The following is a 13084-nucleotide window of genomic DNA, read 5'->3' as shown; positions in this document are numbered from 1 at the left end:
GCCATCAATGGTCTGAACGGTGCAGCGCATTCCCGCGCAAAAGCTTTCCCCCGACCAGCAGGATAAACCGGGGATTGCCGATCAGATAGCGCCGCCAGAGCCGTTTCGGTTCCGCACCCAGACGAAACAGCCACTCCAGTCCGCTGCGCATCATCCAGCGCGGAGCCTGCGGGATTTCGCCGGCATGGAAATTAAATGCTGCACCGACTGCAATAACCGCCGCCGCATTCAGTTCCGGCTGGAATTCCGCCACCCAGTAATCCTGTTTCGGCGTACCGAGCCCGCACCAGACAATATCTGCACCGGACGCATTAATGCGCTCAATAACATCTGCTTTTTCGCCGGCGGTCAGAGGGCGGAAAGGCGGCGAATACATTCCGGCGATCTGCAGGCCGGGAAATTTTTCCAGCAGGTTTGCTTTCAGCTGAGCAAGGACTTTGTCGGTGGCGCCATAAAAGAAGTGTGAAACAGGCCTCTTGCCGGCTGCTGAGCTGTCGGGACATTGGACCCCCGGGCATTTCTCATCAATAGCCAACGAACATCCATCCACTGCTTCCGCCGTTGCTGCACACAGCGCCAGCATCAGATCCGGTCCGTAAACTCTCGTCGCGTGTTTGAATCCATAGCGATGCGCCAGCCAGACCAGCGGCATTCCATCGGTAGCAGCCAGCCCGGCGCTGGAGACAATGCCTGCCAGCCGCGGCTGATCCGCACATTTAACCATTGTATCCGCCGTACAAACATTGACATAGTGTTTTTGACCGGTTGCAATCCAGTTCAGAATCCTGTCCCGCGCACCGGAAAGGCTCATCGCGGACAGCGCAACAACTCCGGCCGGGAACCGCGGATATCCTTCTGCATCTGTAAAGGGATGGAGCGGGCGCTCATGAATGAAGAGCGGATATTTTTTACAGCGCAGAAGCTGCAGCATCACTTCAAACATAAAGCGGGGATTATCCGGCAGATACCGCTTCCACAGCCTCGGCTCCTTGATGGCGCGGTGCAGCCACTGCAATCCCGCATATTTCACCCAGTCGGGGGCATCGATCTGCACACCGGCATTTACATCAAAGGCGTAGCCGACCGGACAGATGATTTTACAATCCAGCTTCCCGCGCATCTGATCCATAAAATAGAGCTGCTTCGGCGTGCTGATTCCGATCCAGAAAACATCCGGCTTCGCGGCGGCGACCTGTGCAATCAGACCGGCCTCCTCTTCCGGCGTCAATGGCCGGAAGGGCGGACAGTAAACTCCGGCAATCTGAATTTGCGGATGCTTATGCTCCAGCGCTGCTTTCAGTTTTTCAACCACGCCGGGCGCCGCGCCGTAGAAAAAGTGCCGCCAGCCTTTATCTGCGCCGTACGCGCAGACATCGCGCAGTAAATCAGGACCGTACACCCGCTCGATACTCCGGTATCCGAACAGCTTGCCAAGCCAGACCAGTGGCATACCGTCCGGGGTGTTCAGCACCGACTCGTTCAGAATCCGCTGCATGCGCGGGCTGCGGCGCGCCTCAATAATTCCGGCGACTCCAAGCGCGGATGTCATTACGGGGGAATGACGGTTTGGAGTTGATGGTTGGGAGTTGGGAGTTGATAGTTGACAGTTTGGAGTTGATAGTTGGCAGTTGGCAGTTGAAACAGCATCTGAAACCTCACTCTTCAAACTTCCAACCTCAAACCTCTCCGCATCCGAAACTCCAAACTTCAAACTTCCAACCTCAAACTTCTCCGCGGAAGAGTTGCAGTTTGGAGTTGATGGTTGACAGTTGTCTGCTGGACTCTGAACTCTGAACTCTGAACTCTGAACCGGCGCATTGCCTTCGATGATTTCCTGAAATCGCCGGAGGCAATCGCTCATGTTCACTGCATCTACGCCGACGCCCAGCACGTTAAACCGCGCAGAACCCTTCCGCCGGTGTTCCGCCAGAGCCGTATAAAAAAACTGCACCGGCACAAAAAGCAGCAGACCGGCCAGCAGACCGAGGCTGCCGTCTATCATGCCCCATAGGGAGACCTCACGGGTCGGGGAGAGCACCTGCAGCAGTTCAACCTGAAAAGCAAACAGCGCTCCTGCAGCGAAGAGCATCAGAAGCCGACGGAGATAGACGGTTCTCTTTTTCGACTTCAACGTCTTTAACGGTTTCAATGAGGACTCCGCCCGTTTGAACAATCCTATCGGCTCTAGCGGAAACAGATAAACCACCGCCATCGCAAACCCCAGCAGCCCGAATAAAATCATCTTACCCTGTCTGAACGGATCCAGCCGGCTCAGACTCTCCCCGTAATCCATCAACTGCTGTTTCAAACTGTATTGTTTGACAACATCACCCGTATACACTGCATTCCAGCCCGCCTCCAGCGTGTGCACCATCCAGCCGGAAGCCATTTGCGGGAACTGCGTTACCTGCGCTTTCGGGATCAGGGCGCCGGTCAGGATGATCACCGCCAGCAATGTGATGGCAAACCCGCCGATCTGTTTAAACAGCTCCGCTTTGATCAGATAATTTAAAATTACGCTGCCCCAGCAAATTCCGATCCCCCATGCGCCCCACCACGGGAGAACCGCACCCGTCAGAGTACGGACCAGAAAAAACACGCTCAGCACCAGTGTAAACAGCAGCAGCGGCAACGCATCGACTATCTTATTTCTCATCTTGTTCTTCATCATTGAGTTGTTAAAACTGTGAAATCATTAATCTGGTATACCAGATCAGTTGCCAGTTGCCAGTTGTCAGTTATCAGTTGTTGGTTGTTGGTTGTCAGTTTCAGACATCATGACATACGCCGTTGCGTTTTCGTTGAACTCTCTTTCTTCTCCTCGGGATTCCGTTACTGAGCGCGGAGTACTGTTTGTTGCTAACGGTATCAATCCAATATCTTTCTGACCGATCTCTGCCCACTGATTGTTACTATCCGCCGGCCTTGCTGTATCCCCGGCATTTCCTTGATTAATTCAACGATCTTTTTATTTAACGGGACATCCGCTTTTACAACTTCACAACTGTCTTATAAATTTCAATTAACTGCTGATAGTTTACTTCTGCTGAATACTTCTGCTCAAAATCTTCTTTAGCACGTTCGCCCATCTTCTTCATCTCATCCGAATGGTTGAATGCCCACGCAATTTTATCAGCAAGATTTTTTTCATCTCCAAGAGAAAAGAATACTCCTGTTTTGCCGTCTTGTACGAGCGATGAGGTCACTGTGGGATCGGCGACAATTGCCGGTGTAGCATTGATTCCGGCTTCAATTAACGTAAGACCGAACGTTTCATGCCACACCGAAGAGAAGATAAGGAACTCAGCCTGTTTCATTAACTGCTGAACTTCTTGATTTGGCAACTTACCCGCAAAAAGAATTGAAGACTCTAATCCGTATTCTTTCATATATCCCTGAAGAACATCACGTTCCGGACCATCGCCGGCAATAACGAGTCGAACATGGCGGCTGGTTTCCCCGGTGTGTGTACTGCTGCAATGAGTTTTTTGAAACATCTCCCATGCACGCACCAGAATCCGGACTCCTTTTTCCCGGCTAAGCCGTCCAACAAACAGAGCGTATCGATCCAGGGCATTAAAAATCAGGCTTGTGGACTGCGGTTCTCTTCCCGGCACTTCATCTGCTGCCGCAGCTTTAACCGCTGCTCTTGCCGGCTCCCCTGTTCCTGGAACCTGAATAAAATTAGGTTTAACTAAAACCTTATCCGCCGGCAGACCCCCTTCAATCATTTTTTGCTTTTGAAATTCCGTTAGTACAATATAAGCCGTTATTTTTTTCGTCCAGGTTCCCAGCAGTTTATGAGTGAACAGCATCATCGCAACCACCAGTGAGCCGGCTTTCGACCCACGATAACATGAATAGCGCACCCCCGGCCATTTAAACGCCTTTGTGAGGCAGGCCTCGCAGATTGAGCTGTCCAGTGATGGCTGGTGGCTGCCGGGGATCAGGCTGATGCTTCCTGTACGCTCTGTTTTATGCCTTCTTTTCGTGGTGCGAAAAAGAAAGGCATTCAGACAAAGCAGCCGGTAGTTATGCAGCGTTTGCACCACCGGCACTTTTGCGTGCGCGCAAGCCCAGTAGATCGAGGGAGAAACCAGCGGAAAAGTATTGTGGCAGTGAACAACATCCGGTTGCTCTTTGTGCAGCAGCTTCCGGAACTCCCGATATGTCTTCCGATTCCAAACCGTCTTGAACGCAACGCTCAAAAGACCAAGCGCATGACGCATGGCGAGACCTGACTGCTGCCCTCCGGATTCTCCCCCGTCAACCGGAGACGAACAGCGATCGACGATCCCGCTGTTGTTTTTATAATAAGTTATCACCTCATGTCCACGCTCGCGCAGCAGAGCAAGCTCTGCCGCCACGACCGCATCTTCGCCGCCCGCCTGCTGATAATAGTTATGAACTTGAAGAATCTTCATTTTTACACTGCATTGCATAACCATAAGCACTGGAAATATCGGCCATCCGGGTTTCCCATGTCATATTACGCTGGACCTGCTCCCGAGCTTCTTTTGAGAGGCGGGCAAGTACAGCAGGATTATCTGCTATCTCACGCATCACATCAGCCAGTGCCGCCACAGAGGAATCCGGCGTGTGAACAGGAACGGCGATTCCTCCTCCCTTCTTCACCTGCAATGCCGGCCCGCCAAGATCCAACGTTAATGCGGGGCGACCGGCCGCCATCGCTTCCAGTACAACATTCCCGAAAGCCTCATGAAGCGCTGGGTGAACCAATACATGACAGTGGGATAGTACGCCGTAGACGTCCTCTAAGCTCGAAAGTTTATCAAGGAAACGTACACGTGCGCCTATTTTCAGGCTGTGTACCAGAGTTTCTAAACGCTCCCGTCTTGTTCCATTGGCGATTATCCAATATTCGGCATCCGGCAGGCTGGCTGCAGCAAATGCTTTAATTCCCAGATGAAACCCCTTCCAATGCAACGGGCGGCCTATGCTTATAAATCGCAAGGGATCCGCGGGCGGATCGGGCAGTGCGAGCAGGTGCTTGCACCTGGAAACAGCCAGAGCACACTGAGGCACAATTTTAACCCGCCGGCATCCCAGTTGTTGCAAGCGGGCAGCCGTTTCCTGAGTGGATGCCAGGGCAATTGCACTCCGGCGTGCCGTTGCACGAACGCCGGGGAGATGCTCGCCCAGCCAGCGGGCTATGACGCGGCTCAATTCAGACAGTGCGTCCTTGAAGCGAAGATTCTTGAAAAAAGCGCCAGGCATTGATTCTCCGCCCCCGACTGTGCCCCATACAAACGGAACCGGCAGCTTGGGAAGCATGCTTGGAATCCAATACTTACCAAATGTCACATGGTGTGTGAGATCAAAATGCTGTATTGCATGAGCAGACTTTATTACCGGCCAGCTGAACCGCTGCCAAAGGTAATAATAAAGCTGCACACCCCGGCCGCCCTTTTTCCACCAGCGTGCCCATATCGGCAGGTCATAATAGATAAAATGCAACCCCGGCACCGGGTGTTTTGCCAGTTCCGCGCCGATCGCCTCGCGGTTATTGGTGCGCGTCAGCACCCACACATCATGATGCTTTGCCATCTCTGTAGCCATGTTCCACCCGACCCCCGGCTCAGAGCCTTTATGAGGTTCGCAGGCATAGGCAGACATCAGCACCCGTAAACGTGTTGGTTTTACTGGTTGAGTTGCATGCATAAATATTTTGTGTTCCCCTGGAGCGCTTTCTGTTTAATTTCTCATTATTTTATCAATATCTCACGCAATTCTTTCCATAACGCACCCAGTGCAACCAACCGATACCATAACGTTTTGTCAATCCAGCTGATTTGCTGATCAAGTAATTCTGCAAAACACCAGCAGGCGTAGGCGGAATCAAAAATCTGCGGAATGCTGCTGCGGCAGAATTCCCAGTCAATCAGAGACAGCATCCGGCTGTCACCGGTTTGAGATTTTAAGCGACCGGAGAGCGGACATGAAGCCGGAGTGCGCTGAATGACATTCCACGGGGCGAAATCGCCATGCACAACTCCGGTATGTGAGCGAAGATCGAGGGCGCCGCATTCGCGGCAGGCCGCAATGAGAGGGCTCAGCCGGCCGGCTGCGCGCACTCCGCTGCGCTCAATCCACTCGCCCACCGTCTCCGGGAGTGCTGCACCTCTCCGGGGAAACTCTTCTTCCCGTTTAAAACCTGACACCTGCTGTTTAAACCCGCCGTTTTTGAAAAAAAATGTTTCAAACTCCCTTGGCGTCAGCTGCCGGCCCCTGATCCGTTCAACCAGCAGAGCCTCCCGCCCGCAAACAGGAGGCACAGCTTGTATCTTCGGGATACTGATGGAATCAAAAAAAATATCCCGTACAACGGCAGCCGAGGCGGCGGAATCCGGTGAGCCGGAAAACAGCTCCAGGCTGTTTCGTTCGTTCAGAATTGCCTGATCGGCATCTGTTCCGGCTGCGATTTTTAAAACCCAGGAGGATTCCTTTCCCGTATCGATCACCACCAGCTTGCGGCGGGAGGTCGGTTCACCGACATACATGCCAACCCGCTCCGGCACGGTATCTAATGCGGCGGCAGCCTGTTCAAGAAAAGATTCAGATATTCCGATCGCTTCTGCTGCACCGGGTATTTTAAAATCAAAGAGTCCCATCAGCTTAAGGTATAACCGGGGGACCCGCTTAGTCGGTGCGGCAAAACAGCTCAACGCCTTTAAACTGCCTTTTGCATGTGAAGCAATGTAGCGCAGCTCTCCTTTCCGTTTCACTGCCCGAAAAGAACGCTGTTTCCCGGCGAGCATGAACGTTAACTGTTGATCCACTGCAGGCATTTATCTTGTGCTTCCTTTCCTGTAACACCACTCCATTACAGCCATCCTCCCGGCAGTTCTGGCCGCCATGTAATTCAAAACCGCCGCTTGCACATCCCGCACTACATCCGCCAGCGGCTGTGAGGCATCAATGACATGCCCGTTCGGCAGTTTCTGTACTAATGCACGATAGGCCTCGCGCTGCCGTTGGCACTCCTCAAACGAAACCTCCTGTTTACGGGCCTGAAGAATTTCAGGGTCTGCATCCAGGCAAAAGACCAAATCCGGTTTTTTTATAAAGATAAAGCCCAGCCGCACAATCCATGGCGGAAGACTCAACCGGTACCGCCGTTGATCCACAAAAAAATCATAGTAGTAGCGGTCGATCACCGCAAATCCGTTCCGAAACAATACCGGTTTGATATACCGCCACCACCCGAAAATAAACGCTGCGTAGTGATATCCGAAATAGAGGAGACTTATGATTTGGTTGCGAGGAGGCTGCCCGTGCGGATCTTCGGCCGGAGGTGTTGTTCCTCGTTGCGGAACCGGTTTCCAGTGGCAGTGGATAGTGCGTTCCGGATAGAATGTTTTAAGCAGTCGAACCTTCAGTCCGCCAGCAACGCTGCTCTTGCCGCATCCGTCCGGCCCGGAAAAAACAACAGACAGCCCCGGAGAACTGCGCCATCGGCGCACCAGTCGATCAACATCCGAAACCATGGAGCGGACCAGGCGTAATGGATGACGCAAATTTGCAAGCAATACGTTTATCCGGACCATCGCGGCTTGCGCTTCGATGGCTTCCCATTGCCCGGCTGCGGCATGTTCAACAATGCGCCTGCTCAGGCTGCCGCCCAGCCAGGGAGAGAGCACTTCAGTAAGTTCATGACGGCTGTCTGATGCCGAACGCCTGATCGTCTCCCGGTATTTTTCTTTGACACGGCCGCCATAGAGCAGCCGCGTCAGGAGAAGGACAGCGGTCTCATGCACCGGTGCGGGTCTGAAAAAATTTTTATGCGGCAGGCGGGATTCCAGCATCAGGGAATGATCTGCAAAGAAAAACGAATACCATTTTGCCCCGCACATCAAATCCAGATGGATCTGCTCCAGGGTCTGAAGATTATAGAGGAAGAGTGCCGTACAGGAAAAATGCCCCAGATTATGAATGGTCCACCCTTCCTGACGCGCCGCCTGTTCCAGCAGTTTCCGGGCAGGATGGAGCTGAGCCGGATCCAGCAGAATATCAATATCGTTCTCTGTATGCTCCGGCAGCAGCTCATAATTGCGTAAAACGAGATAGCGGATATTGGCGCGGTCCCATGCGCTGAACAGGCGGGTAAGCACTGCAGACATAGTATTGGATATAGTCATAAGCAGACAAGTGACCGACGACCGCTATCAGATAAACCCGGAAAGACCGGCAGCGCCTGAACTGATATTATTTCTACCACCGTTTATGCCAGAATCCGGTTGGATGACTGATTGTTTTGATCACCCGTCCGGCCGGATCACCGTTAAGATACAGGGAATAGTTTTCCGGCGGCGCGAGAAACAGCTCGGCGATACCCCGCCTCAACCCCAATAAACGGGCCGTCAGCGTTGTGCCGATCGACCGTCCATGCAGGAACTCATCCTCATAGCGTTTTTTTTCGAGGAGCCCCGCGTCTGTCCAGTTTATATTCTCCCCGGTATCCGTAAAGACTGATACCAGCGCATGACAAACCGCAAATGTACAGCCGGCGCGGTGCAGGTCATTATACCAAACCTTGTCGCCAAAGTTTTTCCAGCTCGTATCAAAAAAAACTTTTTTTTCTTTTGTGACAGATGCCCGGTGAAATGTGGTCGCCGTCATTCCCGCACAACAATATTTCGAGAACACGCGATAGGGCTTCAAGCTGCGCCGGTGGCAGATATACTCCCCCTGATCATCCACTACCACCATATCCGCCAGCACCACATCCTCCTGCGGATGTCTTTTCATACACCCGGCAACAGTGCTGAGCGCATTCGGCAGATACTGCTCATCACAGTTCAGATGGGCGATCACATCGACATCGTCAGGAGCCAGCTTCCAGCCCCGGTTGAGCGCATCATACATGCCCCCGTCAGCTTCGCTGGCGCAGGTCAGCTGGTAGCTGCCGGTCGCAGGTTGCCGGGCAATATATTCTTTTAAGAACTCGACGGTGCCGTCGGTCGAACAGGCATCCTGAATATGATGATGCACGCGGATCGCATGATTCGCTGTTAAGTTGTCTTGTTGCCGAGTTGTCGGCAGCTCCTGATCAACCGGCAGCGAACAATCCTCAACTGCATGACTCCCCGCCGCCTGATCCGCAACGGAAGCCACACAACACTTTAACCACTCCAGCTGGTTATAACTGGGTGTAACAATCCAGAACTTCATGCGGCTGCACCTTCTCCGCTGCCGGCTATGTGCTCCTGCCGAGCGATGTCTCTCTCCTCTAAAACCGATTGATAGGCGATATGCACCACCCCCATGTCGAAGATAATTACTGCCAGGTATTCCGTTTTGCCAAAAAGAACCCAGTAAGCAAAAATCTGCGTGAGTACCAGGGCAATAAAGTAGAGCGTAAAGCGCTCTAAAACGGTGGATGCAGCGGAGAGGTTTTTCCCCATTCTAAAACACTTAACAATGAAAAAAATGTGTACAGTCAGCATCACCAGCAGGCCGGGAAGGCCGTAGTCGATCAGCAGCGTCAGGGGGCCGCTATGATAGGAGTGCGTCAAAAACATGAACCACTGGTTCTGCAGCTGAACATCAAGGGCGCCGAGTTCACTGATTGTTGTCCAGACATTAAAAGCAATCCCCCGCCCGATCAGCCAGTATTCCGGGAATTGCTGCAGACAGTATTTCCAGATTTCAAAGCGCCACTCTGTGGAACCCTGAGCCACGGATGCCTGGGCTAAATTGACCGTGACGCCGGGTACAAACGAGACTGCGCGCTGCATCCCCAGCGGCAGAAACGGGGCGGCAGCCAGAATCGCTCCCCACAGCAGCAGCCCTGTAAACAGCGCCTTCACAACATATTGTTTTCTGTTTCCGGCATAAAAATAGAAAAAGACAAAACATAAAAAAACCGTACTGACAATTCTCCCCCGAAATCCGGTAGCGGCAGCCGCCATGAGCGACGCAAGAGCCAAAAGAGCCGGCAGCCAGATGCGCTTCCAGTGAATCACCAGCGCCAAAGGCAGCAGCGAGGTCGCTAAAGGCATTGCCCAGCTCAGGCGCACCTGACTAAACTCATTCATTGTTTCCATCGCAACAAAAAATCCTCTGCGCTGGAAAAGCGTATTTACGCCCCCGAGCAATACCGAAAGAAAGACCGTCCATAGAATGCCGCTGCGAGTAACCCGGAGACGGCGGGAAAAGAGATAAAAAAAGGTGGCAGCAAATACCAGAATATACGGAGAACCGCCCCAGACTGCTGAGCCGAGAAATTTCAGACCGCTGCCGCGGGCAGCCATAAGAACTAAAATAACGGCTACAAATGAGAATAACATCCTGTCGCCCGGCTGTTTTTCATAGCGGCCCCGATGCATCAGCATCAATGAAAAACAGCTCAGCGCCGCAAAAGCGAAGAAAATGGAGGCATCTGAAAAGGAGCTGATGCGCAGGACGCTCAACGAAGTAAAAGAGGCGGTCAGAGCCAGATACAGACTTCGAACAGGGTGACTAAACAGTATGATCATCAGCGGAATACCGATGACCGCTCCCATGAACACCAGTTTTTCAGACTTTATGGCGGAAGAACTCACAAAAACAACTACTGCTGTTAAAAACAGCGCCAGCAGTCCCCGTTTTAACCGGACGGCATCCGGTCCGCTTTGTCTATGAAATGTATTATCCATTATTTTTTGCCGTATTCTTATTTTGTTTATCCAGCAGGCAGCCCACAATCCCTTCGGGATGCCACTTTTTCAGAAAGGCTGCCGCTGAATGCTGCCAGCGCACGCTGCCGGACCCTGCAGTATCCGGTGCGATTTCCAGCATCTGATCCGCGCGCTGCAGGTATTCAGGATCTCTGTATCCCGCCAGCAGCAGGTAGGCGATAAGGCGCTGCCGGTCGGGATCTGCGCCCCGCCGGCCGGAGTAGACCGCATAGAGACGGTTGTACAGCTTGCCATGCCAGTTAAAGCCCGCTCTTTCTATAAAAGTCCCGTATCGTTGCAAATTATAAAAGGTCTGGCGAAACCTGTTTGACTCGAATGCAAGAAAACGCTCGACCATCCGGTCCGCCAGCTCCTCCCAGTGCAGCTCGAGTTCCGCGGCATTCGGTGCGGCATCGAAACGCGGATTAAGCTTTTGATGCACGGCGGCACGGTAAAGCGGCAGCAGTTCGCGGCAGCCGGGATCGCATAGCGCCTCGAAACGCCGCAGCCGCTCGGCGTATGACCAGTGGTAGCGGCGGCGGCGGATCAGCTCGGCATCGCCCAGAGCAATCGCCGCCTTATTCAGCTCGATCAAAACATTTTCAGTCCAGGGCATGTTGTTGAGCTGATCGCGATTTTCGAGAATATAGCGGGCAATCAGCAGTCCGCTGCCGCGCGTGAAAAAATACTGCGTACCCTCCCGCTGAGGGAGGCGCGCAGCCCGGACCGACCGGATCGTAATATGATCCGGGCCGTAAATAATGCGATGGCCTGCGCGCGCCTCATAGCGGGTGATCGAGTCTCGCGGAACAAGCAGCTGCCACCGGCTGACCAGTCCCATATCGATCTGCTTGATGCCGAACCGGGCCGCGCAGGACTGTGCAACAGCCTCAATCCGGTCTCCATAGTCCCGCTGCGTTGCCTTGACCTTTTTTACAACCAGATAGAGGTCGTAGTCGTTGACGGGGCGGATGCCTTTTTCATCTTTAACAACCCCTCCTTCGCCGCGCCCGAATCCTCCGGCAGCCAGCACAGCAATCAACCGGTCCCCCAGCAGGGCTGCGAGATCTTCCGCCACCGCGCGCAACTGGCCGGCGATGATCCGGTTGACTTCCGGATCGGCATGAACTGTAAAATTAAATCCGGTGAGATCATGCATCTTCATGATCAAGACTCCTTAATGGACGTCCCCGGGCACCTGCCGGCAGCGGCAGTTCGAGGCTGTCAAGAACGGTGGCGAACAGATCAACCATCGCCGCCGGCTCTGAAAGCTGCCGGGCAAACGGCTGCGCCGTGGAGTGGAAGAGGGCGGCGGCATGGTTGTCGCGCACCTCACGGCGATAGCCGTGCATTCCTTTCTTGATATCTCGAAAATGCCAGTAATCGGGGTGGATCTCATAGCCGGCATCAACCCACCAGATCAGATCGCCGAAGCGGCGGCTCTTCCAGCGGATTGCGTAGTCAGTCCGGTCCTGTTCCGAGATCCATGTTCCGCCTTCGATGCCGGCCAGCAGCTCCTGCAGCGGACCGCGAACCGCTTCGTTATGGATCCAGAAGCGGGCAAAGGTTGAATCCAGAAAGACCGTATAATCCTTTCCGGCGCTGAACGGTATTGTTTTAAGAGCAGCGGCGATATTCACCCCCCGCTCCACCGCCACCATGCCATGATCTCCGAAAACCAGGCAGTCGGTCTGCTCATACAGCGCAGTGATATGTTCGTATATCCGGCGGAGTCCGGCGTCCACCTTTTTTGCGCAGGCACGCCGCTCGCACGACTCCGGTCCGTACTGATGGCCGGCGGCATCCAGGTCGGCAATGAAAAGAAAGATAAAGTCGGCCGACCCGTCGATTTCAAGCAGGGCCCGTTGCACCACCCGGTCCACCCCGACCGGATGTTTCGGCGCGCCATGGAAAAACCATGTTTTATTCCCCTTGCGCAGCTGATCATAGAGAGTGGGCAGGCCGTTCAGCGCGCCCGGTTCAAAAGCATACTCCTGCTCGCACAGGTCGAACCGCGGGAGCTGATGAAAGGGGATCCGGCCGATGTAGGTCTGTTTTTTCTGACGCGCTGTGCGGGCAAAATGCCGCACCAGCCGCTCGACAAAAAAGCGCCGGAAAGCAAAACTCACATAGGGTCCCAAACGATCCATCAATGCCGGCAGAAAGCGGGCAAAGCCGTAGCAGGAGGTTTCCGGGGAATAGACAAAATGTACGCCGCCTTCATACTCTTCCGGCTCCCGCCCCGTGAGATAGGCGCCGTCCGGTTCAAACCCGAAGGGGGGAATTACGTCAGCCGCTATCCCTGTCGATGCAAGGGAGTAAAGAAACGGCATATCTTCTTCCGTGACATAATCGTGCCGCAATGCATCCACATGAATCATTACAGTGGCTCTCTTTTTCTGCAT

The 13084-nt window shown here is 53.6% G+C and carries 9 protein-coding genes; all 9 read right to left on the bottom strand.

Annotation, left to right across the window (positions count from 1 at the left end; all coding sequences use genetic code 11):
* Positions 1-4 precede the first annotated feature (4 nt).
* Positions 5-2656 (bottom strand): WecB/TagA/CpsF family glycosyltransferase, encoded by a 2652-nt coding sequence (locus WC959_04460; GenBank protein ID MFA5688384.1) that lies wholly within the window; start codon positions 2654-2656, stop codon positions 5-7.
* Positions 2657-2990: 334 nt separating this feature from the next.
* Positions 2991-4424 (bottom strand): glycosyltransferase family 4 protein, encoded by a 1434-nt coding sequence (locus WC959_04455; protein MFA5688383.1) that lies wholly within the window; start codon positions 4422-4424, stop codon positions 2991-2993.
* Positions 4402-5568 carry a glycosyltransferase family 4 protein gene (locus tag WC959_04450; GenBank protein ID MFA5688382.1) on the bottom strand — a complete coding sequence of 389 codons (1167 nt, stop codon included), beginning with the start codon at positions 5566-5568 and terminating at the stop codon, positions 4402-4404. Before WC959_04450 ends, WC959_04455 begins: the two co-directional genes overlap by 23 nt.
* A 158-nt stretch (positions 5569-5726) precedes the next feature.
* On the bottom strand, positions 5727-6809 hold the full coding sequence (locus WC959_04445; GenBank protein MFA5688381.1) for a phosphotransferase: 1083 nt from the start codon (positions 6807-6809) through the stop codon (positions 5727-5729).
* Positions 6810-8141, bottom strand: coding sequence for a hypothetical protein (locus WC959_04440; GenBank protein MFA5688380.1), 1332 nt, complete (start codon positions 8139-8141; stop codon positions 6810-6812).
* 91 nt (positions 8142-8232) lie between these two features.
* A complete protein-coding gene (locus tag WC959_04435) occupies positions 8233-9192 on the bottom strand; it encodes a glycosyltransferase (GenBank protein MFA5688379.1) in 960 nt (319 codons plus the stop codon).
* On the bottom strand, positions 9189-10658 hold the full coding sequence (locus tag WC959_04430) for an O-antigen ligase family protein (protein MFA5688378.1): 1470 nt from the start codon (positions 10656-10658) through the stop codon (positions 9189-9191). The genes WC959_04435 and WC959_04430 overlap by 4 nt, the downstream gene beginning before the upstream one ends.
* Complete coding sequence (locus tag WC959_04425; protein ID MFA5688377.1) at positions 10651-11844, bottom strand: hypothetical protein; 1194 nt, start codon at positions 11842-11844, stop codon at positions 10651-10653. Before WC959_04425 ends, WC959_04430 begins: the two co-directional genes overlap by 8 nt.
* A complete protein-coding gene (locus WC959_04420) occupies positions 11831-13084 on the bottom strand; it encodes an alkaline phosphatase family protein (protein MFA5688376.1) in 1254 nt (417 codons plus the stop codon). Before WC959_04420 ends, WC959_04425 begins: the two co-directional genes overlap by 14 nt.

It is taken from the genome of Kiritimatiellales bacterium, assembly GCA_041656295.1.
In the GTDB taxonomy this organism is placed as follows: domain Bacteria; phylum Verrucomicrobiota; class Kiritimatiellia; order Kiritimatiellales; family Tichowtungiaceae; genus Tichowtungia.
The sequence above is the reverse complement of the archived record's forward strand: the minus strand, read 5'-3'. Positions and strand labels throughout refer to the sequence as shown.

Bases quoted from the DNA above. Each gene is read 5' to 3' on its own strand.
- WC959_04460 (MFA5688384.1), bottom strand. From the start codon at position 2,656: ATGAGAAATAAGATAGTCGATGCGTTGCCGCTGCTGCTGTTTACACTG.
- WC959_04455 (MFA5688383.1), bottom strand. From the start codon at position 4,424: ATGAAGATTCTTCAAGTTCATAACTATTATCAGCAGGCGGGCGGCGAA.
- WC959_04450 (MFA5688382.1), bottom strand. From the start codon at position 5,568: ATGGCAAAGCATCATGATGTGTGGGTGCTGACGCGCACCAATAACCGC.
- WC959_04445 (MFA5688381.1), bottom strand. From the start codon at position 6,809: ATGCCTGCAGTGGATCAACAGTTAACGTTCATGCTCGCCGGGAAACAG.
- WC959_04440 (MFA5688380.1), bottom strand. From the start codon at position 8,141: ATGTCTGCAGTGCTTACCCGCCTGTTCAGCGCATGGGACCGCGCCAAT.
- WC959_04435 (MFA5688379.1), bottom strand. From the start codon at position 9,192: ATGAAGTTCTGGATTGTTACACCCAGTTATAACCAGCTGGAGTGGTTA.
- WC959_04430 (MFA5688378.1), bottom strand. From the start codon at position 10,658: ATGGATAATACATTTCATAGACAAAGCGGACCGGATGCCGTCCGGTTA.
- WC959_04425 (MFA5688377.1), bottom strand. From the start codon at position 11,844: ATGAAGATGCATGATCTCACCGGATTTAATTTTACAGTTCATGCCGAT.
- WC959_04420 (MFA5688376.1), bottom strand. From the start codon at position 13,084: ATGCAGAAAAAGAGAGCCACTGTAATGATTCATGTGGATGCATTGCGG.